The organism is Xanthomonas sp. XNM01 (assembly GCF_014851915.1).
Lineage (GTDB): Bacteria > Pseudomonadota > Gammaproteobacteria > Xanthomonadales > Xanthomonadaceae > Pseudoxanthomonas.
The window spans coordinates 538,667-563,247 of sequence record NZ_JACVAP010000001.1; the positions used below are offsets into that span (position 1 = coordinate 538,667).

The 24,581-nt window shown below is 67.6% G+C and carries 20 protein-coding genes and 2 tRNA genes; 18 read left to right on the forward strand and 4 right to left on the reverse strand.

Features of this window, described 5'->3' with window-relative positions:
* Window positions 1-89: 89 nt before the first annotated feature.
* Both nadC and IB242_RS02385 read right to left on the reverse strand, forming a co-directional pair.
* Window positions 90-962, reverse strand: a complete 873-nt coding sequence (gene nadC, locus IB242_RS02380) for a carboxylating nicotinate-nucleotide diphosphorylase (protein WP_192275589.1) — start codon at window positions 960-962, stop codon at window positions 90-92.
* 3 nt (window positions 963-965) lie between these two features.
* Window positions 966-1,235: a Trm112 family protein gene (locus IB242_RS02385; protein ID WP_192275590.1), complete on the reverse strand. Its 270-nt coding sequence runs from the start codon at window positions 1,233-1,235 to the stop codon at window positions 966-968.
* A gap of 60 nt (window positions 1,236-1,295) precedes the next feature.
* On the opposite strand from IB242_RS02385, the gene purE reads away from it, so the two are divergent.
* Window positions 1,296-1,808, forward strand: coding sequence for a 5-(carboxyamino)imidazole ribonucleotide mutase (gene purE / locus IB242_RS02390; protein WP_192275591.1), 513 nt, complete (start codon window positions 1,296-1,298; stop codon window positions 1,806-1,808).
* Window positions 1,809-1,821: 13 nt separating this feature from the next.
* Window positions 1,822-2,982, forward strand: coding sequence for a 5-(carboxyamino)imidazole ribonucleotide synthase (locus tag IB242_RS02395; protein ID WP_343237070.1), 1,161 nt, complete (start codon window positions 1,822-1,824; stop codon window positions 2,980-2,982).
* A 67-nt stretch (window positions 2,983-3,049) separates the two neighbouring features.
* On the opposite strand, the gene IB242_RS02400 is transcribed toward IB242_RS02395, so the two are convergent.
* On the reverse strand, window positions 3,050-3,628 hold the full coding sequence (locus IB242_RS02400) for a superoxide dismutase (protein ID WP_192275593.1): 579 nt from the start codon (window positions 3,626-3,628) through the stop codon (window positions 3,050-3,052).
* 102 nt (window positions 3,629-3,730) lie between these two features.
* Between IB242_RS02400 and grxD the strand changes: the two genes are divergently transcribed.
* From grxD to IB242_RS02460, 12 genes are all read left to right on the forward strand, one after another.
* The gene (grxD, locus tag IB242_RS02405) at window positions 3,731-4,051 is read left to right on the forward strand and encodes a Grx4 family monothiol glutaredoxin (protein ID WP_192275594.1); all 321 of its coding nucleotides are present in this window, start codon (window positions 3,731-3,733) and stop codon (window positions 4,049-4,051) included.
* Window positions 4,048-4,797 carry an SDR family NAD(P)-dependent oxidoreductase gene (locus tag IB242_RS02410; protein ID WP_192275595.1) on the forward strand — a complete coding sequence of 250 codons (750 nt, stop codon included), beginning with the start codon at window positions 4,048-4,050 and terminating at the stop codon, window positions 4,795-4,797. The genes grxD and IB242_RS02410 overlap by 4 nt, the downstream gene beginning before the upstream one ends.
* On the forward strand, window positions 4,794-5,390 hold the full coding sequence (locus IB242_RS02415) for a YhgN family NAAT transporter (RefSeq protein WP_192275596.1): 597 nt from the start codon (window positions 4,794-4,796) through the stop codon (window positions 5,388-5,390). Before IB242_RS02410 ends, IB242_RS02415 begins: the two co-directional genes overlap by 4 nt.
* A gap of 210 nt (window positions 5,391-5,600) precedes the next feature.
* Window positions 5,601-8,819 carry a carboxypeptidase regulatory-like domain-containing protein gene (locus IB242_RS02420; protein ID WP_192275597.1) on the forward strand — a complete coding sequence of 1,073 codons (3,219 nt, stop codon included), beginning with the start codon at window positions 5,601-5,603 and terminating at the stop codon, window positions 8,817-8,819.
* 131 nt (window positions 8,820-8,950) lie between these two features.
* Complete coding sequence (ppnN, locus tag IB242_RS02425) at window positions 8,951-10,333, forward strand: nucleotide 5'-monophosphate nucleosidase PpnN (protein ID WP_192275598.1); 1,383 nt, start codon at window positions 8,951-8,953, stop codon at window positions 10,331-10,333.
* Window positions 10,334-10,501: 168 nt separating this feature from the next.
* Entirely contained in the window at window positions 10,502-11,008 is a 507-nt protein-coding gene (locus IB242_RS02430; RefSeq protein ID WP_192275599.1) for a GspH/FimT family pseudopilin, read from the forward strand.
* Window positions 11,005-11,490 (forward strand): type IV pilus modification protein PilV, encoded by a 486-nt coding sequence (pilV, locus tag IB242_RS02435; protein WP_192275600.1) that lies wholly within the window; start codon window positions 11,005-11,007, stop codon window positions 11,488-11,490. The genes IB242_RS02430 and pilV overlap by 4 nt, the downstream gene beginning before the upstream one ends.
* 20 nt (window positions 11,491-11,510) lie before the next feature.
* Window positions 11,511-12,545 carry a PilW family protein gene (locus IB242_RS02440; protein WP_192277639.1) on the forward strand — a complete coding sequence of 345 codons (1,035 nt, stop codon included), beginning with the start codon at window positions 11,511-11,513 and terminating at the stop codon, window positions 12,543-12,545.
* Window positions 12,546-12,548: 3 nt separating this feature from the next.
* On the forward strand, window positions 12,549-13,061 hold the full coding sequence (locus IB242_RS02445) for a PilX N-terminal domain-containing pilus assembly protein (RefSeq protein ID WP_343237071.1): 513 nt from the start codon (window positions 12,549-12,551) through the stop codon (window positions 13,059-13,061).
* A 9-nt stretch (window positions 13,062-13,070) separates the two neighbouring features.
* Window positions 13,071-16,856 carry a PilC/PilY family type IV pilus protein gene (locus IB242_RS02450; RefSeq protein ID WP_192275601.1) on the forward strand — a complete coding sequence of 1,262 codons (3,786 nt, stop codon included), beginning with the start codon at window positions 13,071-13,073 and terminating at the stop codon, window positions 16,854-16,856.
* 44 nt (window positions 16,857-16,900) lie between these two features.
* Entirely contained in the window at window positions 16,901-17,305 is a 405-nt protein-coding gene (locus IB242_RS02455) for a type IV pilin protein (RefSeq protein WP_192275602.1), read from the forward strand.
* Between the two features lie 62 nt (window positions 17,306-17,367).
* Window positions 17,368-17,444 (forward strand) — tRNA-Asn (locus IB242_RS02460).
* Between the two features lie 68 nt (window positions 17,445-17,512).
* On the opposite strand, the gene IB242_RS02465 is transcribed toward IB242_RS02460, so the two are convergent.
* Window positions 17,513-18,037, reverse strand: a complete 525-nt coding sequence (locus tag IB242_RS02465) for a GspH/FimT family pseudopilin (RefSeq protein WP_192275603.1) — start codon at window positions 18,035-18,037, stop codon at window positions 17,513-17,515.
* Window positions 18,038-18,234: 197 nt separating this feature from the next.
* On the opposite strand from IB242_RS02465, the gene uvrB reads away from it, so the two are divergent.
* From uvrB to IB242_RS02485, 4 genes are all read left to right on the forward strand, one after another.
* On the forward strand, window positions 18,235-20,253 hold the full coding sequence (gene uvrB, locus IB242_RS02470) for an excinuclease ABC subunit UvrB (RefSeq protein ID WP_192275604.1): 2,019 nt from the start codon (window positions 18,235-18,237) through the stop codon (window positions 20,251-20,253).
* Between the two features lie 117 nt (window positions 20,254-20,370).
* A tRNA-Val gene (locus IB242_RS02475) sits at window positions 20,371-20,445 on the forward strand.
* A 342-nt stretch (window positions 20,446-20,787) separates the two neighbouring features.
* A complete protein-coding gene (locus IB242_RS02480) occupies window positions 20,788-21,351 on the forward strand; it encodes an ECF-type sigma factor (protein WP_192275605.1) in 564 nt (187 codons plus the stop codon).
* Between the two features lie 35 nt (window positions 21,352-21,386).
* Window positions 21,387-24,152 carry a tetratricopeptide repeat-containing serine/threonine-protein kinase gene (locus IB242_RS02485; protein ID WP_192275606.1) on the forward strand — a complete coding sequence of 922 codons (2,766 nt, stop codon included), beginning with the start codon at window positions 21,387-21,389 and terminating at the stop codon, window positions 24,150-24,152.
* The last annotated feature ends 429 nt before the right edge of the window (window positions 24,153-24,581 follow it).

The following is a 24,581-nucleotide window of genomic DNA, read 5'->3' on the forward strand; positions in this document are numbered from 1 at the left end:
AGCGCGCGTTGAAGGCGGTCTGGCGGTGACCCGCCTCATCGCATTGCCGCGCCGGTCGGACCGGTGCGGCGGCAACGACGTGGCTGCGGTCAGGCCGGTGGCGGTCCCAGTTTCATCGACAGATCGATGGCCTGGACGTGCTTGGTCAGGCCGCCGATCGACACGTAATCGACTCCGTCCTCCGCGATCGCGCGCAGGCCTTCCAGCCCCACGCTGCCGGAGACTTCGAGCGGGATGCGACCCTGCCACGGGGCCGCGCGGGCGATCGCCACCGCCTGACGGCGGTCGTCGGCGGAGAAATCGTCGATCAGGATCCGGTCACAGCCGGCCTCCAGCGCCTCGCGCAGCTGATCGAGCGTTTCGACCTCGACCACCAGCGGCAACCCGGGCTGCGCGGTGCGTGCGGCGGCGATGGCCGCGGCGACCGAGCCGGCCACGCGGATGTGGTTTTCCTTGAGCATCACCGTGTCGTACAGGCCGATCCGGTGGTTGTGGCCGCCGCCGGCCAGCACCGCGTACTTCTGCGCCAGGCGCAGGCCGGGCAGGGTCTTGCGGGTGTCGAGGATGCGTGTGCCGGTGCCTTCAACGGCGGCGACATGGCGGGCCGTCGCCGTCGCGGTCGCCGACAGCGTCTGCAGGAAATTCAGGCCGGTGCGCTCGGCACTGACCAGGGCGCGGCTGCGGCCACGCAGCAGCGCCAGCACGGTGCCGGCGCGGACGTGGTCGCCCTCATTGACCTGCCAGTCGATGATCACGTCGGGATCCAGTGCGCGATGGCAGGCATCGAACCACGGGCGTCCGGCGATCACCGCATCCTGCTTGCACAGCAGGTAGGCCCGCTCGGGGACGTCGGGCAGCAGGGCGGCGGTGACGTCGCCGCTGCCGAGGTCCTCGGCCAGGGCACGGCGGACGTCGGCCTCGACCTGGTGTGGATCCGGGACGGGCAGGGCGGCCGGCGACACGGGTCAGGCGGGCGGGAAGTCGGCGATCTGGGCGGTGGCGATCGCCTCCTCGACCAGCAGCACCGGGATGCCGTCGTCGACCCGGTAGACCTGGCGACGGTCGCGGGTGACCAGCGCTTCGCGCAGCGCATCGCGCTGTGGCTGGCCGTCGCCACGCAGGACCTGGCCGGCGGCGATGGCGCGGTTCAGCGCCTCCAGGCCACGGGAATCCAGCAGCGCCAGCGGTTGGCGGGTGTCGGGCGAGCACAGCAGGTCGAGCAGCTTGCGGTCCATGGGTCCGGTCGTATCGCGGGTCAAGGCGGCTAGAATACGGCCTTGTCACCGAGGACGGCCATGCCAGCCCAGCCCAACACGCCCGCGAATCCCCTGATCGGTCTGGTCATGGGCTCACGTTCCGACTGGGACACCATGCAGCACGCCGCGCAGAAGCTCGATGCGCTGGGCGTGCCCTACGAGGTCCGCGTGGTCTCGGCGCACCGCACCCCGGATGTGCTGTTCGACTATGCCGCCACGGCGCAGTCGCGCGGCCTGCGCGCGATCATCGCCGGTGCCGGCGGTGCGGCCCACCTGCCGGGCATGCTGGCCTCCAAGACCGCGGTGCCGGTGCTGGGCGTGCCGGTGCAGAGCAAGGCGCTGAACGGCATGGACTCGCTGCTGTCGATCGTGCAGATGCCGGCCGGCATTCCGGTGGCCACCTTCGCGATCGGCAATGCCGGCGCGGCCAACGCCGGCCTGTTCGCCGGCGCGCTGCTGGCCGCCGACCATCCGGCCATCGCCTCCGCACTGGATGCGTTCCGCCAGCGCCAGACCGACGACGTGATGGCGCACGACGATCCGCGTCAGTAAGCAGGGGATGACGGTGAACGCGACGACACGCCCCACGGTGGGGATCCTTGGCGGTGGCCAGCTGGCGCGCATGCTCGCGCTGTCCGGCGTGCCGCTCGGTCTGCGCTTCCTGGTGCTGGATCCGGCCGAAGACGCCTGCGCCGGCGATGCCGCGCCGTTGCTGCGTGGTGGTTTCGACGAAGCCGACGCCCTGGCGCGCTTCGCCGAAGCGGTCGACGTGGCCACCTTCGATTTCGAGAACGTGCCTGCGGCCAGTGCCGCGCAGCTGTCGGCGCGCGTGCCTGTGTATCCGAACCCGGATGCGCTGGCCGTGGCCCAGGACCGGCTGGCCGAGAAGACGCTGTTCCGCGAACTCGGCATTCCGGTGCCGGCGTTCGCCGCGATCGATGACCGCGCCGGGCTGGACGCCGCGCTGGATGCGGTCGGCGTGCCCTGCATCGTCAAGACCCGCCGGCTGGGTTACGACGGCAAGGGCCAGTTCCGGATCCGCTCGCGCGCCGATGCCGATGCGGCCTGGGAGGCACTTGGTGCGCAGGCGGCCACGGTCGGCCTGATCGCCGAGGCCTTCGTGCCGTTCGATCGCGAAGTCAGCGTGGTTGCCGTGCGCGGCCGCGATGGTGAGTTCCGTGCCTGGCCGCTGACCCAGAACTGGCATGTCGACGGCGTGCTGTCGGCCAGCCTGGCGCCCGCACCGGCCGATGCAGCGCTGCAGGAGCGGGCGATCGTGCATGCGCGGGCGTTGGCGGAGCGTCTGGATTACGTCGGCGTGTTCGCGCTGGAGCTGTTTTGCCGCGGCGAAGAACTGCTGGCCAACGAGATGGCGCCGCGCGTGCACAACTCCGGCCACTGGACCATCGAGGGTGCCGAAACCTCGCAGTTCGAGAACCATCTGCGCGCCGTGCTCGGCCTACCGCTGGGCAGCACCGCGATGCGCGGCCACGCCTGCATGCTGAACTGGATCGGCGCGATGCCCGATGCCGCGCCGATGCTGGCCGAAGCCGGCGGGCACTGGCACGACTACGGCAAGCAGCCGCGCGACGGCCGCAAGGTCGGCCATGCCACGCTGCGCGCCGATACGCCGCAGGCGCTGGCCGATGCGCTGGAACGGGTTGGCGCTGCGCTGGGGCGCCAGGATCAGGTGGCACCACCGGCGGCGGTGCTGCGCGGCGCATGAGTGACCGACGGGGCGCGTGCGCCCCGTCGCTATCGTCATAGAAGGTGAGGCCTGACCTGGGATCGGGTCAGCGCAGACGCTTGTTGGCGGCGTTCCAGTCGACCACGGCCCACCAGGCTTTCAGGTAGTCGCCGCGGGCGTTCTGCCGGTCCAGATAGTACGCGTGTTCCCACAGGTCGCAGGCCAGCACCGGCACGTCGCTTCCGGTCAATGGCGTGCCCGCGTTCGGGGTGACGACCAGGCCCAGGCTGCCGTCGGCGCGCTGCACCAGCCAGATCCAGCCGGAGCCGGTCAGGCCGAGCGCCATCCGCTCGAACTCCTCGCGGAAGCGCGGGAGGTCGCCGAACTGCCCGACGATCAACGTGGCGATCCGTCCGCTGGGATCGCCACCGCCGCGCGGCATCATGCAGTTCCAGTAGAAGGCATGGTTCCAGGCCTGCGCCGCCTCCTCGAACAGCCGGCCGCTGGCACGGCGCACGATCTCCTCGAGCGGCAGCTCGTCCAGGCCCGAGCCCGGCAGCAGGCGGTTGAGCGCCTCCACGTGCCCGCCATGGTGCCCGCGGTAGTGCAGTTCCACGGTCGCGCGCGACAGGTGCGGTTCCAGCGCAGCAGGGGAGTACGGCAGGTCGGGCAGTGCGATCGGCATGGATTCCTCGGACGGGCGTCGGCGCGGCGACGCACAGGGCTTACAATTGCGGTTTCAGTGTAGCCGACGACGTGCCCTGGCCCGTCGTCCAGGAGAGTGGCGATGGCGGTGATGGAGCGGATCCAGGCCGAAGTGGAACAGCATGCGATCGTGCTGTTCATGAAGGGGACGCCGGCGTATCCGATGTGCGGCTTCTCCGGGCGTGCGGTGCAGGCGCTGCAGGCCGCCGGCGCGGCCCAGCTGCACACGATCAACGTGCTCGAGGAGCCGGAAATCCGCGCCAACCTCGCGCGCTATTCGAACTGGCCTACCTTCCCCCAGCTGTTCCTCCATGGCGAGCTGATCGGCGGCTGCGAGATCACGCTCGAGCTGCTCGAGTCCGGCGAACTGCAGCGCATGGTGAGCGAGGCGCAGTCGCAATGAACCTGCTCGATCTGCCGGTTGCGGCGCCGCGCCCGCTGGCCGGGCGCGTGATCCTGGTCACCGGCGCCTACGGTGGGTTGGGCGGCGCGGCCGCCCGCGCCTGTGCCGAGTCCGGCGCGACCCTGGTGCTGCTCGGGCGCAAACTGCCCAAGCTCAATCGCGTCTATGACGCGGTTGCGCAGGCCGGCGGGGCCGAGCCGCTGCTGTACCCGCTCGATCTCGAGGGCGCCTCGCCGGACGATTACGCGGAGCTGGCTGATCGTCTCGGTACAGAGCTCGGGCGACTTGACGGCATCCTGCACTGTGCGGCGGAGTTCCGGGGGCTGACGCCGCTGGAGCACGTCGATCCGGCCGCGTTCGCGCGCGCCATCCATGTGAACCTGACCGCGCCCTGGTGGCTGGTCCAGGCCTGCCTGCCGCTGCTGCGGCAGGCCGACGATGCCGCCGTGGTGCTGGCGGTCGACGATCCGGTCCGGGTGGGGCAGGCGTACTGGGGCGGTTATGGCGTGGCCCAGCATGGCCTGTGCGCCCTGGTCGGCATGCTGGCGGCGGAGCTGGCCGGCGGCCAGGTCCGCGTGAGCGGGCTGCGGCCCGGGCCGATGCGCACGCCGCTGCGGGCCAAGGCCTACGCCGACGACCAGGACCGCGAGGCGCGTGCGCCGGCCGATTACGCTGCCGCCTGTGTCACCCTGCTGTCATCTTCGGGCGCCGAGCACCGCGGCACCATCTGGCAGCCCGTGCCGTGACCATCCTCTCGGCGGCCCTGCTGCTGTTCCTGATCCTGGATCCGCTCGGCAACGTGCCGGTCTTCCTCAGCGTGCTCAAGCCGCTGCCGCCCAAGCGGCAACGGATCGTCATCGCCCGCGAGCTGCTGATCGCGCTGGGCGTGCTGATGGCCTTCCTGTGGGGGGGCAAGTTCGCGCTGGAACTGATGCACCTGCGCCAGGAGTCGGTGGCGATCGCCGGCGGCATCGTCCTGTTCCTGATCGGCATCCGGATGATCTTTCCCCGTCCCGAGGGGCTGATGGGCGAAATCCCGGATGGCGAGCCCTTCATCGTTCCGCTTGCGATCCCGCTGGTGGCCGGCCCGTCCGGCATGGCCGCAGTGATGCTGATGGGCAGCAACGAGCCCGATCGCCTGGGCGAGTGGAGCCTGGCGCTGCTGCTTGCCTGGGGAGCGACCGCGGCGATCCTGATGGCTTCGCCGCTGCTCTACCGGCTGCTGGGCCGGCGTGCGCTGACCGCCGTGGAGCGGCTCATGGGCATGCTGCTGGTCGCGATCTCGGTGCAGATGCTGCTGGACGGCCTGTCGACCTACCTGGCCGGGATGGCCCGCTGACCGGCAACAGTCTCGACGTTGCTGCGTCGCAATAATTATTTGTCATGTGTCGGTCACACACCGACACTAACATGTTAACCTGATGTTAACCCCTGTGATCGGTTCCCGCAGGGCAGCCATTCGTTTGCCGCCCGTTCAGGGCATGTCGCATTCAACGCCATCCTTACAGCCACGAGGCTTATTGTCATGACCGATTCCCGTCGACTCCGGATGTCCAAACTCACCCTGGGTTTGGTCGCCGCACTCGCCGCCGCCCCCGCCTTCGCCCAGAGCACGTCTGCCGGCGTCGGCGGTACTGTCCTCTCCAACAGCGGCCAGCCCGTTGTCGGCGCCGAAGTCGTCATCACGCACACCGAGTCGGGCACGGTCAGCCGCGCCACCACCGATGCTGCCGGCCGTTACAACGCGCGCGGCCTGCGCGTCGGCGGTCCGTACACCATCACCATCACCAAGCCGGGTGAGGGCACCAAGACCGAGGAAGGCGTTTACCTGACCTTGGCGCAGACGGCCACCGTCAATGCGGCGCTCACGGGCGACATCGCCACGCTTGAGACGGTGACCGCGGTCGGCTTTGCCGGCGGCTCGGAGGTGTTCAGCGCGACCAAGATGGGTGCGGGCACCAGCGTCGACCGCCAGACCATCGAGGCGCTGCCCTCTGCTGGCGGCAACATCCAGGATTACATCCGTCTCGATCCGCGCATCGCGCAGACCAACAAGGCCGAGGGCACCATTTCCGCCGGCGGTCAGAATCCGCGCTACAACGCGATCCGCGTCGACGGTGTTTCGGTCAGCGATACCTTCGGCTTGGAAGCCAACAACCTGCCGACCCAGCGTCAGCCGGTGGCGATGGAGGCTCTGGAGGCGATCAATGTCGACCTGTCCAGCTACGATGTGACGATCACCGGTGCCACCGGCGCCGTCGTGGACGTGGTGACCAAGTCGGGCACCAACGAGTTCCATGGTTCGGTCTACGGCATGTACCGTGACGGCGACTGGTTCGGTGACGACCCGACCGGCAAGGTGTTCAACGGATTCGAGAAGGAGCAGACCTACGGTGTGACCTTCGGTGGCCCGCTGGTGAAGGACAAGCTGTTCTTCTTCGCCAACTACGAAAAGCAGGAATGGAAGGCCCCCGGCGCGAGCCTGGCCGACAGTGCGCTGGGTACAGGCGCCATCAGTCAGGCCCAGGTCGATGAGGCGATCCGCCTTGCGCAGAGCGAGCATGGCATCGACATCGGCGGCACCGGCAATGTCGATGGCAGCACGACCCTGGAGGAGTACGCGTTCAAGGTTGACTGGAACATCACCGACAACCACCGCGCCAGCCTGCGTTACAGCAAGGTCGAGCAGAGCCAGCTGCGTACGCCGAACACCAGCGGCACGATCATCAGCCTGAGTTCGTCGTACTACCAGCAGGAAAAGACCATCGAGAACTATGTCGCGCAGCTGTTCAGCGACTGGTCCGACATCTTCTCCACCGAGCTGAAAGCGTCGTATCGCGATTACGCCTCGACTCGCGTCACCCCGTACGACCTGGCCAACGTTCGCATCTATTTCGACGGCACCGTCGATGCGCCGACCGGTGCGTACATCCAGTTCGGTCCGGACATCAGCACGCCGATGAACGCGCTGGCGACCAAGACCAAGACCGCCTACGGTGCCGGCGTGCTGACGCTGGGCAACCATGACATCAAGTTCGGTGCCGATTACAGCACCAACGAGGTGTACAACATGTTCAACCAGTATCTGTACGGTGCGTACAGCTTCTACGGGCTGGACAATTTCGCCAACGGCTACTGGAGCAACTACCAGCTCAACATGCCGCGCGTTGGTCTCGAGTACAACGACATCGCCGGCAACTTCGAGTACCAGGAGCTGGGTTTCTTCATCCAGGACACGTGGTACGTCAACAACAACCTGACGCTGAACTTCGGCCTGCGCGCCGACAAGCCTGACGTCAAGGGTGCGCCGGTGTTCAACGCCACCGCGCAGCAGGCGTTCGGTTTCGACAACAGCAACGTGCTGGGCAAGGACGAGTACCTGATCCAGCCGCGCTTCGGCTTCAACTACACCTTCGACAGCGACCGCCCGACCCAGCTGCGCGGTGGTATCGGCCTGTTCCGCGGCGTTTCCCCGCAGGTGTGGATCAGCAACGCGTTCAGCAACACCGGCGCGGCACTGTCTGCCTATGGTCAGTACGGTATCGAGGATGACGTCAATCCGGGCAACTACCCGTACGAGCCGATCGGTAGTGGCCAGGTGCGCCCGGGTGGCAGCACCAACAATGGTGCGATGACGGTCAACATGGTCAGCCCGGATTTCGAGCAGCCTTCGATCTGGAAGGCGAACCTGGCGTTCGATCATGAGCTGCCCTGGTACGGCATCGTCGCATCGGCGGAACTGTTGCTGACCAAGAACAAGACCGGTCTGGTCTACAAGCACCTGAACATCGGCGAGTCGCTGGTCACCGGTCAGGATGGCCGCGAGATCTACTACAACCCGAACCGTGTCGGCCGCAGCTGGACCACCGCGACCAACCGTTACAACCGCGACACCCGCTTTGAGCAGGTGTATCTGCTCGACAACGAGGATGGCGGCAAGAGCCAGCAGTTCACCGTTGCGTTGCAGCGGCCGTGGATGGAGGGCAGTGACTGGTCGTGGAATGTCGGCTACACCTACACCAACGCCGATCAGATCAGCGACATGACGTCCTCGACGGCCAACTCGACCTGGCGCTACAACTACAACTTCCAAGCGAACGCGGCCGAGATCGGAACCTCCCGTTACGAGATCAAGGACCGTCTGACCGCGAGCCTGAACTGGCGCCATGCGTTCTTCGGTGATTACAAGACCTCCGTTGGCGTGTTCTATGAAGGCCGTACTGGTCGTCCGTACAGCTTCGTGTTCCGCAACGATGCCAACGGCGACAGCTACAGCTTCAACGACCTGTTCTACGTGCCTAGCGGCCCGGGCGACGTGCTGTTCGGTTCGCTGAGCAGCGCGGGCGTGTTCACCGCCGATCCGGCGATGGAGCAGGCCTTCTTCGATTACCTCGAGCGCAATCCGGAGCTGGGTCGCTATGCAGGTGGCGTGACCCCGCGCAACGGCGCGCGCGGCGAGTGGATCAACAGCTTCGACGTGCGCATCAGCCAGGAGCTGCCCGGCTTCTTCAAGGGGCACAAGTCGGAAATCTGGCTGGACGTCATGAACGTGGGTAACCTCATCAACAAGGATTGGGGCCATATCTACGACTACGGCTTCTTCGCCAACAAGGGCATCGCCTCGGCTGTGGGCATGTACCAGGGCAAGTACGTCTACTCGTTCAACGAGGCGAGCATCGACAGGCCTGCCGTGCAGAACACCCGCGACAGCATCGACCAGGGTGTCTCCCAGTGGTCGCTGCAGCTGGGCTTCCGCTACAAGTTCTGATGCCGGTCAGGATCAGTACGTGACATGAGCGACGGCCGGGGAAACCCGGCCGTTTCTTTTTGTGGGGCGGTGCACCCGGCATGGGGCTGGGGTACAGTCGCCGACCGGCACGACACGCAGGATGAGAAGACATGAGCGAGAAGGTTTCCAGCACGCTGCCGGTACAGGACGCACGCATCTACCCGCGTGGCGGCCTGGACGTGCTGTCGAGGAAGGAAGTGGCGCGGCTGCGCGATGCGTCCAGCGGTGGCATGCATGAGCTGCTGCGCCGCTGCGCGCTGGCGGTGCTGACCAGCGGCAGCGCCAGCGACGATCCGCGCGCGGCGCGCGACCTGTACCCGGACTTCGACATCCAGGTCACCCAGCAGGACCGCGGCGTCCGCATCGATCTGGTCAACGCGCCGGCGATGGCCTTCGTCGAGGGCGAGATCATCCGCGGCGTGGCCGAGCTGCTGTTCGCCACCGTGCGCGACCTGGCCTGGACCGCGATCGAGCTGGGCGAGGACGGCGCGACCGACCTGTCCACCTCGCCGGGCGTCACCGATGCGGTGTTCGGCCTGCTGCGCAACGCGCGCGCGCTGCACCCGGCCGACCCGAACCTGGTGGTGTGCTGGGGCGGGCATTCGATCTCGCGCGACGAGTACATCTACACCAAGCAGGTCGGCTACGAGCTGGGACTGCGCGGGCTGGACATCTGCACCGGCTGCGGCCCGGGCGCGATGAAGGGCCCGATGAAGGGCGCCACCATCGCCCACGCCAAGCAGCGCAAGCGCACCAACCGCTACATCGGCATCACCGAGCCGGGGATCATCGCCGCCGAGTCGCCGAACCCGATCGTCAACGAGCTGGTGATCATGCCGGACATCGAGAAGCGCCTGGAGGCCTTCGTCCGCATGGCCCACGGCATCATCGTGTTCCCGGGCGGCGTCGGTACCGCGGAGGAGATCCTGTACCTGCTGGGCATCCTGCTGCGCGAGGAGAACGCCGAGCTGCCGTTCCCGCTGATCCTGACCGGCCCGACCATCGCCGCGCCGTACTTCGAGCAGATCGACCGTTTCCTGAAGCTGACCCTGGGCGAGGCGGCGACCTCGCGCTACGAGATCGTCATCGGCGACCCGGTGGCGGTGGCCAAGAAGATGGTGGCCGGCATCAAGCGGGTGCGCGAGTCGCGCATCGCGCACAAGGATTCGTTCTACTTCAACTGGTCGCTGGACATTCCGCTGGCCTTCCAGCAGCCCTTCGTGCCGACCCACGAGGCGATGGCCGCGCTGGACCTGCACCATGGCAGGCCGGCGTCGGCACTGGCGGCCGACCTGCGCAGGGCGTTCTCCGGCATCGTCGCGGGCAACGTCAAGGAAGACGGCATGCGCCGGATCGAGCAGCATGGTCCGTTCGAGATCCATGGCGCACCGGACATGATGCAGGCGCTGGACGAGCTGCTGCGGGGCTTCGTCGCCCAGCGCCGGATGAAGATCGCCGGCGAGTACCGGCCCTGCTATCGCGTGGTCGCATAACGGGATCGGCGCGCGGCGGCGGGCACGGCCCCGCGCCAGGGCAGGGCCAGCCGGCAGGGGGAGCGGCGGTGGTCCGCCCCTCCGTCCCGTTCGACCGTTCATCCCGTCGCCGCTTGCGCGCCGGGACGGCGGGGCTAGGCTTCCGGTCGAGCCTAGGGGAACGCCCGCATGCCGTCACGCCGCCGCCAACGTGGATTCACCCTCATCGAGCTGATGGTGACGGTCGCTGTTGCCGCGCTGCTGCTGAGCCTGGGTCTGCCCAGCTTCCAGCAGGCGATGCGTTCCAATCGCGTCGCCACCACCAGCAACGAGCTGATGGCGTCGCTGGCGCTGGCCCGTGCGGAGGCACTGAAGGGGCTGGGTCCGGCGGGCATCTGCCGGACCGAGGATGGCGAGACCTGCGCCGACGGCACCGACTGGTCGGTCGGCTGGCTGGTCTGGCGGCAGGAGCGGAGCGCCGACGGCGTCACGCTGGTGCCGGTGCGCTACGTCCAGAGCGTGGGCCGCATGTCGGTCACCGGCCCCGTGGGTGGTCTGGATTTCACCGTGCAGGGGCGTTCGGCCGACGGCGATCAGAGCATCGACATCGCACCGAATGATGCCGAAGCGCCAGCACGCTGCCTGTCGGTCAACGTGACCGGGCAGGCCCGGCTGTCGAAGGAGGCCTGCGCATGAGTGGCCGACGCTTCAGTGGGCGTGTTCACCAGCAGGGCGTCAGCCTGGTCGAGGTCATGATCGCGATCCTGGTGATGGGCGTCGGCATGCTGGGGTTCGCGCTGCTGCAGACGATGAACGTGCGCTTCACCCAGAGCGCGAACCACCGCACCCAGGCCACCAACCTCGCGTACGACATGCTGGACCAGATGCGGGTCAACCGCCTGGCCGCGGCGCAGTACGCCGGGAACTACACGGCGTCGACCGACCTCGACGACTGCGAGCCGGATGATGCCGTCGGTGCGACCGCGTTCGCCAGCGTGTGGCAGTGTCGGCTGGGCGCGGCCCTGGGCGGCGGCGCCAGCGCCACGGTGTCCTACGACGACGGCGAGGCGACGGTGGCGATCACATGGGGCGACGAGCGCTGGAACGACGAGGACGGAGATGGTGCAGTGAGCGCGGCAGAGAAGAACCAGACCTTCGAGGTCGGGAGTCGCCTGTGAAGCGTTCGATGCCCCAGGCGATGCGAGGGCTCTCGCTGGTCGAACTGATGGTCGCGCTGGTCATCGGCACCATCCTCGTCCTTGGCATGGTCCAGGTGTTCGCCGCATCCCGGGCGGCCTACCAGCTGTCCGAGGGCATGGGCCGGGTCCAGGAGAACGGCCGCTTTGCAATGGACTTCCTGCAGCGCGACATCCGCATGGCCGGCCACTTCGGCTGCGTGAACGACCAGGCCAGGCTGCTTGGCAACAATGCCTTCAGGTCGCATTTCGACGCCGACGGCGTGCTGGATTTCGCGCGGTCGATCGAGGGCTACGACGATGCCTCGCCGACCGGCCTGACGCTGTCGCCGACACGTGTGGCGGGTACGGACAGTCTCGTGCTGCGCTTTCTGCGTGGGAATGGCGTGCCGGTCACGGCCATCGACGCCGCAACGCTCAGCGTGGAAATCGACCCGGACAAGTGGGGGGCGCTGACCGATGGCGGCGTCGCCTCGCCGCAGTTGTTCGGCATCGCAGACTGCACCTACGCGGATGTTTTCGCGGCGGACAGCACGAACTCGGGCGCGGGGCAGGTGGTGGCGCCGGCCGCGGTCGACGATCTCGCGCTTTATGGCACAAATCCCGGTGGCGGTCCGGCGCTGCTGTACCGCGCCGAGGCACTGGTCTACTACATCGGGATCGGTGCGGGGGGGCAGCCATCGCTGTGGCGTGCGCGGATTGCCGCCGATGGCTCGACCAGCAGCGAGGAGCTGGTCGAGGGCATCGAGAACATGCAGCTGCGTTATGGCATGGACCAGAACGCGGCATCGGACCCGACCGGCTTCATCGCGGAGCAGGGCGATGCCGGTGATGTGGGGACGACCGCCGCGGATTGGCGCCGGGTCGGCCAGGTGCAGGTGGCGCTGCTGGCGGTCAGTCCGAATCCGGCGACCGCCGTTGCGGCCGAAGCCGCTCCGCGGCTGTTCGGCGAGGCGCAGACGGTGCCGTCCGACGGCCGGTACCGCGCCGTGTACGAAACCTCGATCGCGCTGCGCAACCGTCTCTATGGCAACTGAGCGATGACCATGCCCACGCCAAGAAACACCCTGTCCACGGCCCGGCGGCAGCGCGGGGCGGCGCTGTATGTCGCGCTGATCATGATCGTGCTGCTGGCGTTGATCGGCATCGTCGGCATGCAGGTGGCGGGACTGCAGGAGCGGATGGCCGCCAACTACCGCAATACCAATCTGGCCTTCCAGGCAGCCGAAGCCGATGTGCGTGGTCGCGAGTGTTTCGTCGAGGGGCTGGTGAACCGGACCGGCACCTGTGCCGACCAGACCGTCGATGTGGAGCAGACCTGCGATGACGGGTTCGATCCGACCACGTGGGCCAATGCGTTGTCGACTGATGTGCCCCAGGTCAACCGTGTGCGGGTCCGCGCGATCGGCGCCTGCATCTCCGGCAACAGCAGCCTTGCGCAGGGCAGGGCACCGGCGAGCGAAGACCCCAACCCGGTTTTCCAGATCACCATTTACGCGACCAACGAGGCGGCGAACGCCAACGCGGCGGTCGACACCATCTTCAGGCCCTGAGGCATCCCCATGGCGACCCGTCGCATCAAGCTGCTCGCCCTCGCCGTACTCGCGGCCGCCGGCGGTCTCGGCTACCACCTGCTCACGGCGACGGCGCAGACCGCACCGCCGGAACTGGCGCAGGCGCCGCTGAACGTGACGCGTACCATCCCGACATCCTTCATCATGGCGCTCGATGATTCCGGTTCGATGATCTGGGAGACGCTGAACAATACGCGTGACGGCGTTTACGTCTGGAGGGACAACAGGTTCTACAACACCTCCGGAACGGCACACGGTTACTCCGATACGAACAACGACGCCTTCCGCTTCTATTACAGTTTCCCGGTTGGTAACCGCGGCGACAACAAGTCCGCCTTCCCGCCGATCAATGCCTTCGGTTTCGCGCGCTCGCCCGACATCAACAGCGCGTATTTCGACCCTAGGTTGAGTTATGAGCCGTGGAAGAACGGCGACGGCTCGGACTATCTGGCGCGGATCGATCCGGCATCGGCTCCCATCGACCCGCGCCCGACGGGTTCGAACAACAAGATGACCGGTACGCTGAACCTGACCGCCGACATCGAACGCAACGACAACGACTACTGGCGTTTCCAGGTGCACTCCGGGATGGTGCTGCCGGTGGGCACGGTGGTACGGGGTACCTGCAACAGCACGCCCGGCCTCCCCGGCGGGACGAACAACAACTGGCGCACGCTCACAGCATCGACCCGCATCGACCAGTCTTGCAGGCTTGCGTTCCGTTACTACCCGGCGACGTTCTTCCTGCGCGACAGGGCATCGCTGCCCGCGACTTACGGTTACACGGCCGATCCGGTCGAAGTGACCAATCCTGCGGGAGGCGCCCCCGGTACGCTGTACAAGTACGAGATCAAGCTGGCGAACTTCGGCGGCAACCAGGCCGCCTACGATTCGGCCATGCAGAATTTCGCGAACTGGTTCAGCTATTACCGCACCCGGCGCGAGGGTCTGATCGGTTCGGTGACCAATGCGCTCAACAGCGTGTCGCGGATGCGGGTCGGCTGGTTCCGGATCAACAACCGCAACGAAGTGGCGATGCGCGACATGTCCGATGCGGCGCAGCGCACGGTCCTGTTCTCCGAAATCCACCAGATGCGTGCAAGCGACTCCACGCCGAACCGGCGCGCCGTCCAGCACATGGGCCAACAGTTCAAGCGCACCAACGCGGGGGCGCCGGTCCAGTATTCGTGCCAGAAGAATGCGGGCATGCTGTTCACCGACGGCTACATCAACGACGACGCCAGCCCCAGTGTCGGTGGCAATCTGGACGGAACACGCATGCCTACCGCGCCATTCGCCGACAGCGTCAGCAACACGATGGCCGACATCGTCGTGCCGTACTACCTGGACAGCCTGCGGCCCGATCTTGAGAGCAACAGCGTGCCGGTGCCGGCGCAGTGCTCGAGCGACAATCCGGATCCGCGTCTGGATTGCCAGACCAACCTGCACATGAACTTCTACGGCATCACGCTGGGTACCCGAGGCCGCCTGTTCGACGTGAGCTACGTGGCGGACGCGAACAACCCGTCCATCGTCACGCCGGATCCGTTCGTCTCGCCCCCGACTTGGCACACCGATCGGGAGAACCTCACGCCGAACGCCGTCGACGAAATGTGGCATGCCACGCTGAATGCGCGTGGCGCGATGATCAACGCCCGTTCGCCGGCCGCGGTCACCGAGGCGATGAAGCGGATCCTGGCCTCGGTCGGTGAGGGCACCACGCCCTCCGGCAGCATCGCGCTGACCGGCGCGCGTATCGGTGCGGGTTCGCTCAGCGTCGTGCCGTCCTACACCGCGGAGGCGCAGGGCGACTCGCCTCCGACCGACTGGTATGGCGAACTGGTCGCGAGCCGGGCGTCGTCCAATGCCCTGAGCGGTCAGGTCACCCTGACCGAGGCGTGGCGTGCCAATGCGCAGTTGCCGGCGCATGCGAGCCGGAACATCCTGTTCGGACGGACGGGCAGTTCGGTGCGGCCAACCGTGGCCGAGTTCACCGCCAGCAATCTCCAGGCAGCGGGCATCGGCCTGGAGGACCTGTGTGCCGGCCCGCTCGCCCCGTCCCGCTGCGCATCGAGCATCAATGGCCTTGGAGTGTCGCTGGACGATGCAGTGAGCTACCTGCGCGGCAACAGGGCGCTGGAGGGCAGCAGGCTGCGTTCGAGAACGAAGCTGCTGGGCGACATCGTCAATTCCACGCCCGTGGTGACCGCGGGGGCGGTGATCCAGGAATCGCCTGTCGTCCGGACGGTCGATGATTACGGATACCGCGCACTCGGTGGGGACCTGGCGTCGAGCTATGCGACCTATCTCGCCAACAAGCGGACGTCCGGACGGCAGATGGTGTACGTCGGTGCCAACGACGGCATGCTGCATGCGTTCGATGGCGCGACGGGTGCCGAGGTCTTCGCCTACATGCCGGCCACGGCCTTGGGGCATCTGGGCAATCTCCTGTTCCGCTACGATCCCGCCGATGGCGCAGCCCAGCGCTTCGAGCACCGTTACTACGTCGATGGGCCGGTCACGATCTCCGATGCCTTCATCGGCGGAGAGTGGCGCACGGTGATGGTGGGAACCGCCGGCGCCGGTGGACGCAGCGTGTTCGCCCTGGATGTCACCGACCCCGAGGACGTCGAGGTGCTCTGGGAGATCAACGACCTGATCACCGGCGCCGATTCCATCTCCGGCAACATCGGCCATGTCCTGGGCAAGCCGATCATCGTGCCTGTTGGAACCGGTGCCGACACATCCTGGAAGGTGGTCTTCGGAAACGGCTACAACAGCCGCTCGCATGACGCCGCCCTGTTCGTGGTAAATCTCGAGGACGGCACGGCGACGACCATCGTGGCGAGCGAGACCTCCAGCGATGCGTCCGCGCATAACGGCCTGGGCAACATCGTCGTCGTGGACCGTCAGCGTCGCAATGCGGCAGGCAACGCCTGGACCATGGGCAGCGACGGGCGTGCCGATACGGTCTATGCAGGAGATCGCAACGGGGCGCTGTGGAAGTTCGACCTGAACACGGAAACGGTGGCGTTCGACGGGGTGCCGTTGTTCGTCGCCGCGTCGGGTAGCGGCGATAATGCCGTGCGCCAGCCAATCATGGGAGGGCTGGATGCCGCCGCCGGCCCGGGCACCGCCACGATGGTGTATTTCGGCACGGGCAGCTACTCGTTCGTCGGCGATGACGCCAACAACGCGCAGCAGACGTTCTACGCGATCATCGACCGGGGCGCGCCGGTCGCTGGGCGCGCCGACCTGCTCGAACAGACCGTCGGCAGCGACTCGGCCGGCTATCGTGCGAGCAGCACCAATTCGATCTCCGCGTTGAACGATGGCTGGTACATCGATCTTCCTTCGGGAGAGCGTTTCGTCGGCAATCCCCGTGTGGAGAGCGGCATCGTGTTCTTCCCCGCCTATCAGCCGGGCACGCAGGGGGGCGACATCTGCGGCCTGGGCGGCGAGAACTGGCTCTATGGACTCAATGCCTTGACCGGTGGGGCCGCGCTGACGAATGTCAGGGTCGGCTCCCCAAGCGGCAGTTCGCCCGACAGCACGACGGGCGCGATCAAGCTCGATACCTCGGGTACCGCACCTGTAACGGACGTGGCAGCCATGACCACGCCCCGGGTGTCGCCGCTGGCGAGCGGAACCGATCCCGACGATCTCGAGGACGCGCTGGCCGCCCGGTGCTCCATGGTGATCCAAGCCCCCGGATCGGAGCCCTTGTATCTGCCCCGACCATGTGGACGCCAGTCCTGGCGACAGGTGCAATGACCATGCGCGCGCTCCATCCAATCGTCCGCACCCGGGAATCAGGAATGAAATCCACTCATGGCTTCACGCTCATCGAGCTGATGATCGTGGTGGCGGTGGTCGCCATCCTGGCCGCCATCGCCTATCCGTCCTACCAGGAGCAGGTGCGCAAGTCGCGCCGGGCGCAGGCCAAGGCGGACCTGATCGAGTACGCGCAGGCGGCCGAACGCTACTTCACGGTCAACAACACCTACGTGGACTTCGAGCTGCCGACGGACAAGTCGCCACGGGAGGGGACTGCCAGCCACTATGGGCTGACGCCAGCCGGCAAGTTCGACACCGCGGACACCTTCACCATCACCGCCACGCCGCAGGGGGGGCAGACGGCCGACCGCTGCGGCAACCTGACCATCACCAATACCGGCCGCAAGGGCAAGACCGGCAGCGCGGATCTGTCCGAATGCTGGTGATCGTGGAAATTTTTCACTGAGGCTTGCCATCCCCGAAGAAATGCTCATACAATGCGCACCCCGCCCGAATAGCTCAGCCGGTTAGAGCACTTGACTGTTAATCAGGGGGTCGTTGGTTCGAGTCCAACTTCGGGCGCCAGATTCAAAGCAGAAGGCCGCGAGCAATCGCGGCCTTCTGCTTTTTCCGGAATGGGGCGGATCGTCGGGTCAGGCGCAGGGCGTCGGTGTCCGCGGACGTGCGCTGCGCACTCTGCCGACGTTGTTGACCACCACCTCGCCGCGCACGCTGCCGGCGATGCAGATCCTGACCGTCAGGTTGGTCCCGCCGCTGCGTCCGTCCGGCTGGAAACGGATCCGGGGCCTGCCGGCCGAGGACTGGATCCTGACCGATGCATGGGTCGGGCGATGCTGCTCCGCCAGGACGTCGCCCGGCGTGCGTGGCTGACTGCCGCCGGTGGGGTCGCGGTACATCAGCCAGCCCTGACTCCAGTCCGCGTCCGTGCGGCAGCGGCCGTCGCCGCGGGAGGGGCAGACCGTCACCGGCGTCCGGCGCATGATCGCGGTGTTGCGGGCCTGGGCGAACTGGGCGCTGACCAGATGCAGGGCCGTCGCCGTGCGCTGGCGCTCGATGACGTCCCGGAACCCTGGCAGCGCCAGCCCGAGCAGCAGGGCCAGCACCGCCAGGGCGATCAGCAATTCGACCAGGGTGAATCCCGGCGCATCCTTGCGCATGTGCGAATCCTTTCGCACGGGAAGTAGGGTCAGGATGCGCGTCCGGCACGGGCCGCGCGATCGGCGGGCCTCCCGGTGCCGTGTAGGAAAGCGCCCGCTGACCGGGTCAGGCAGGCGCCACGGCCGCCGTGAGATGCCGACACGGTCTGGATGCGTGCCCTGTCTATACTGGGCGGTCCCCCGATGCGGTGCCGCGCATGAGCGAGCAGTTCGAGCTGGTGTCCCCGTATTCGCCCGCAGGCGACCAGCCACAGGCGATCGAAAAGCTGGTGGCCGGCTTCGAGGCCGGCCTGGCCAGGCAGGTGATGCTGGGCGTCACCGGCTCCGGCAAGACCTACACGGTGGCCAACGTGGTCCAGCAGGTGCAGAAGCCGACCCTGGTGATGGCGCCGAACAAGACCCTGGCGGCGCAGCTGTATGGCGAATTCAAGGCGTTCTTCCCGAACAACGCGGTCGAGTACTTCGTCAGCTACTACGACTACTACCAGCCGGAGGCCTACGTTCCGTCCAGCGACACCTTCATCGAGAAGGACAGCTCGATCAACGACCACATCGAGCAGATGCGGCTGGCGGCGACCAAGGCGCTGCTGTCGCGGCGCGACGTGCTGGTGGTGGCGACGGTGTCGGCCATCTACGGCCTCGGTGCGCCCGAAGATTACCTCTCGCTGCGCCTGATCCTGTCGCGCGGCGAGCGCATCGACCAGCGCGAGCTGCTGCGCCACCTGACCCAGCTGCAGTACACGCGCAACGAGTACGAGCTGCAGCGCGGCACCTTCCGCGTGCGCGGCGAGGTGGTGGACGTGCATCCGGCCGAAAGCGACGACGAGGCGGTGCGGATCGAGCTGTTCGATGGCGAGATCGAGAACATCGCCGTGTTCGATCCGCTGACCGGCGAGGTGCTGCGCCGGATCCCGCGCTACACGATCTACCCGAAGACCCACTACGCGACCACGCGCGAGCGCGTGCTCGGCGCGGTCGAGACGATCAAGGCCGAGCTGAAGGACCGTCTGGAGCAGCTGTATTCGCAGAACAAGCTGGTCGAGGCGCAGCGTCTGGCGCAGCGCACCCAGTTCGATCTGGAGATGATGGCCGAGGTGGGCTTCTGTTCGGGCATCGAGAACTACTCGCGCCACCTGACCGGGCACGCGCCGGGCTCGCCGCCGCCGACCCTGTTCGACTACCTGCCGGCCGACGCGCTGCTGGTGATCGACGAATCGCATGTGACCATTCCGCAGATCGGCGCGATGTACAAGGGCGACCGCTCGCGCAAGGAGACGCTGGTCGAGTTCGGCTTCCGCCTGCCGTCCGCGCTGGACAACCGGCCGTTGAAGTTCGAGGAGTGGGAGGAGCGTGCGCCGCGTGCGATCTACGTGTCGGCCACGCCTGGTCCGTACGAACTGCGCGAGGCCGGCGACGAAATCACCGAGCTGGTCGTGCGTCCGACCGGCCTGGTCGATCCGCGCATCGAGATCCGCCCGGTCGCGACCCAGGTCGACGACCTGATGGGCGAGATCAACAAGCGCGTGGCGCTGGGCGACCGCGTGCTGGTCACCACGCTGACCAAGCGCATGGCCGAGAACCTCACCGACTACCTGTCCGAACACGGCATCCGCGTGCGCTACCTGCATTCGGACGTGGACACGGTCGAGCGAGTGGAGATCATCCGCGATCTGCGTCTGGGCAAGTTCGACGTGCTGGTCGGCATCAACCTGCTGCGCGAGGGCCTGGACATGCCCGAGGTGTCGCTGGTGGCGATCCTCGACGCCGACAAGGAAGGCTTCCTGCGCTCGACCGGCTCGCTGATCCAGACCATCGGCCGCGCCGCGCGCAACCTGCGCGGCACCGCGATCCTGTACGCGGACAGCATCACGAAGTCGATGAAGGCGGCGATCGACGAAACCGACCGCCGCCGCGAGAAGCAGGAGGAGTACAACGCCGCGCACGGCATCGTGCCCAAGGCGATCGTGCGCGAGATCATGGACGTGATGGAGGGCGCGCGTGCCGAGCCGGCCGAGGGCAAAGGCAAGGGCGGCAAGAAGGGCGTGCGCAAGGTCGCCGAGGAGCGCCAGGATTACGCGACGATGGACCCGGCCAAGGCCGCGGTCCGGCTCAAGGAACTGGAGCAGCGCATGTACCAGCACGCCCGCGACCTGGAGTTCGAGGATGCCGCCCGCCTGCGCGACGAGATCCGCAAGCTCAAGGACGCCGTCCGCTGAGCTGTCCCGTGGAGGGGGAGGCCGGCGGCCATGAACTATTTCGCGTGGGGGAGTTGCCGGACGGGCGGGGACGGGTTAAGATTCGCGCCCTTGCTGAGGCGCAGTCCTCGCAACGATGGGCGGTTAGCTCAGCGGTAGAGCACTACCTTGACATGGTAGGGGTCACAGGTTCGAACCCTGTACCGCCCACCACTCCAACGCCTGAAACCGGGCAGCGGGGTGGCACGATGGAAGGCCGGCCCATGCGCCGGCCTTTTTCGTTTGTGCGGTCTGTCGTCGTCAGGGCGGCGTCCTGATGCCTATCTCACTGCCCGCACGCGGCGTTGACCAGTCGAGGCGTCCCCGTGCCCAGCGTCACGCGCGTGAGGTGACGGCACCCGGTTTCGCCTTGATTCCAGACGGGCGCAATGGTTTGCTTGCACACGACTCCCGATACTCCCCGGTCGCCGCTCGACGGATGCGGCGCTGGAGACGCGCGACCCGCTGGGATGGGGCCGTCGGGCGAGGGATACGGATGGCATCGCGAGGAACGGCGTGACCGAGGACATCACCAGGCTCCTGCACTCCTGGCGCAGCGGCGACGCCGATGCCGGCGAGCTGCTGTTCGACGAAGTCTACGGGGCGCTGCGCGGCATGGCGGTGGCCCGCCTGGGAAGTGGCCGTGACGATGTGACCCTGCGCCCGACCTCGCTGGTGCACGAGGCACTGCTGCGGATGATGGGGCGCGAGGTGGGGTTCGCCGATCGCGCGCATTTCTTCGCACTGGCCGCGCTGAAGATGCGCGCGGTCCTGGTCGACCACGCGCGCGCCAACCTGGCCGCCAAGCGGGGCGGAGGGGCGATCAACCTGACCCTGTCGCATGTCGATGCGCTCGACGGGCGGGTGGTCGACGATGTCGGTGATTGCGATGTGCTTGCGCTGCACCAGGCGCTGGTCCGGCTGAGCGAGCACGATCACCGCGCCGGACGGGCCGTGGAGATGGCGTATTTCGGCGGCATGTCGCACGAGGAGATCGCACTGGTGCTGGAGGTCTCGGTCCCCACCGTCGATCGCGACCTGCGCTTCGCCAAGGCCTGGCTCAACCGGCAGTTGGCCTGATCCATGCGGCGGATGCACATCTCGGGGGAGAGACGATGGAAGGGGAACGCTGGCACCAGTTGCGCGCGTTGTTCGATGCGGTGTGCGACCTGCCGCCGGATACGTGGCGTGGGGAACTCGAACGGCTGACCGCCGACCCTCAGCTGGTCCGCGACACGCTGGACCTGCTCGAGGCGCAGACCGCGGTCCTGCAGCGGGCGCGGACGCCGCTCGACGGCATGCTGGCGCGGATGGCTGCACCCGAACTGGAGCCAGGCGATCTGCTCGGTCCCTGGCGGCTGACCGAGCGCGTGGCGTCCGGCGGCATGGGCGTGGTCTACGCCGCCCAGCGTGACGACGGGCTGTATGAGCGCAAGGTGGCCGTCAAGCTGCTGCGCGGGCTTTCGGATCCCCAGACCACGCAGCGACTGGCCGTCGAGCGGCGGATCCTGGCCAGCCTGCAGCACCCCAACATCGCCCGGCTGTACGACGGCGGGACCACCGCCGCCGGGCTGCCCTATCTGGTGATGGAGTTCGTGGACGGCCAGCCACTGGATACGTGGTGCCGTGCGCGGCAGCTCGACCTGCGCCAGCGTCTGGCCCTGTTCGTGAAGGTCTGCCGGGCCGTGCAGGCGGCTCATGCGCATCTGGTGGTCCACTGCGATCTCAAGCCCGGCAACATCCTGGTCCGCGCCGAGGATGGCGAGCCGATGCTGCTGGATTTCGGCATCTCGCGCCTGCTCGACGACGGCAGCGACGGCGAGCACGGCCTGTTCTGCACGCCGGCCTATGCCGCGCCGGAGACGCTGGCCGGTGGCACGGTCGGCGTCGCCGGCGACGTCTTCAGCCTGGGGGTGATCCTGGTCGAGCTGCTGGCCGACCGGCGCGTCGAGCGTGGCCTGGCCGACAGTGCCCGGCCGGTCGTGGCGCCGAGCGACTGGGTGTCCGCCGGCTGCGCCTGGCGCAGGAGACTGCGTGGCGACCTGGATGCGATCGCACGCCGCGCCTGCTCGCCGCTGCCGACCGGCCGCTATGGTTCGGTCGAGGCGCTGGCCGATGATGTGCAGCGCTACCTCGATCATCGTGCCGTCGCGGCGCGGCAGGGGGCCAGGCTCTATCGGATCGGGCGCGTGCTGCGCAGGCACTGGCAGGCCGCGAGCGCCGCCGGGCTGGTGCTGATGCTGTGTGGCGGCTTCGTCTGGCGCTTGGGCGAGGAGCGCAGCCAGGCCCGGCATGAAGCGCAGGTGGCCGAGCAGGTCGGCCAGTTCCTGCTGGCGGCGTTCGATGCGGCCGACCCGCGCAAGCGTGGCAAGGGCGAGGTCGAGGCGACGGCGCGTGAGGTGCTCGACGCTGGCGCGGCCAGGATCGCGACCGAGCTGGCAGACTCGCCCGGCATGCGCGCCCGCGTCCAGCATGTGATCGGTCAGGCGTACATGAACATCGGCCAGCGGCAGCGTGCTGAAGACCTGCTGCGCGTTGCGGCCGATTCATTGCTGTCGCCCGAGGTCGACCGGCCACTCGAGGCAGTGGACGCCCTGAACGAGCTGCGCACCTTGCTGGCCAACGGGAGCCATGGCGAGGAGGCCGAGCAGGTGGCGCGACGTGCGCTGGGCGTGGTCGAGCGGCAGCCGCCGGGCGAGCAGGCGATGGTCATGCGCGCGCGCGCGTTCAACTCGCTGGGCCTGGCGCTCATGGAGCAGGAGCGCTTCCAGCCAGCGCTGGAAGCGTTCGAGGAGTCACTGCGGCTGCGCGAGGGAACATCCGACTGGGGGCGGCGACAGGCCGTCGTGCTGAACAATATCGGCCTGCTTTATCGCCGCTGGGACCGGCTGGAGCAGTCGCAGGAGGTCCTGGAGCGCGCGTTGGCGTTGAAGGTGGAGCTGCATGGCCTGGCGTCCTATGAGGTCTGGACCACGCGGCACGTGTTGTCGCTGACCGTATCCGGGCAGGGGCGCCTGCGCGATGCCGAAGCGTTGCAGAAGCAGAACCTGGCGCTGGCACTGGACCTGTTCGGCGAGGACAGCGACAACACCGCCACGGTCTACAACGAACTGGCCGGCATCAACCAGGACCTGGGCGACTATCACGCCGCATCGGCCTACTACGCGCGCGCACTGGAAATCCAGGCGCGCGCGCTGGGCGAGGACAGCGTCGATTACGCGGTGACACTGAACAATTCCGCCGGCCTGGAGGAGTGGCGTGGCGACGCGGAGCGTGCGATCTCGATGTACCGGCGCTCGTTCGGCATACGCACCGCCAGACTGGGGCCCGATGCCGGCCCGAGTCTGCGTGCAGGCGCCAACCTCGGGCGCGCGCTAATGCGGGCAGGCCGTCTGGAGGAGGCCAGGCCGTTGCTCGCGCATGCCGCGGAGGTCTGGTCCACGCGTCTGGAGCCCGATGCATCGGACATGCTGATCACGCGGATGGGGCAGGCCGAGTGGGAGATGCGCTCGGCGCGCTTCAGCCAGGCGCAGGCCGCGCTGGATGCACTGCAGCCCTTGCTGGAGGGCAAGCCGCCGCAGCTGCGGATGCGTCACCAGGCGCTGCTTGCCGAGCTGCTGCAGCGGCAGGGGCGCAGCCCCGAGGCTGCCGACGCCTGGCAGCGGACCATGTCGATGGCCGAGGCGCAGTTCGGTGTCGACACGATTTCCACGGCACGACATCGCATGCCGCTGGCCGAGGCGCTGTTCGATGCGGGGCGCCCGGACGAGGCCCGCGAGCAGTTGCAGCTTGCAGCGCCACCACTGCGTGAGCAGTTGGTTCCGGGTGCCGAGTTGCTGACGCGGATGCAGCAACTGGAGGCGCGGCTCCGCACGGGCTGAGGCAATGCGGGGGTCTGGCGTCCGCTGGCGCCGTGGTGCTTCCTGTCGGTCTGTGTCCGGCAGTGCATCCGGTGTGCGAGTCCCGCACCTCGGCTGGACAGCGCCGGTTTCTGCGCACGGCGCCAGTGCCTGGAGTGGATCCGCGCGTTTTCGCCGTTGGGTTGCTGGCGAACTCCCGTGTCGGAGATCTGCAGCGGAGCGTCCATTGGCGCCGGTGTCACGCAATCATGTCGGCGTGGCGATGCTCCGCCATCCGTCCGATGTTGACGACCGTGCCAATGAGGCGCCTGCCGCGGCGCCGCGTTGTCTGCGGCGTTCAGGCGTGCCGGCGCAACGGTCGATGGTACTCAGGCATAGCGACCAGGTCGCAGTGAAACCAGGGCGGCCCTGGCCTCCAGCCGCGCCGGAAGCGGTCCAGGCGCGGCGATG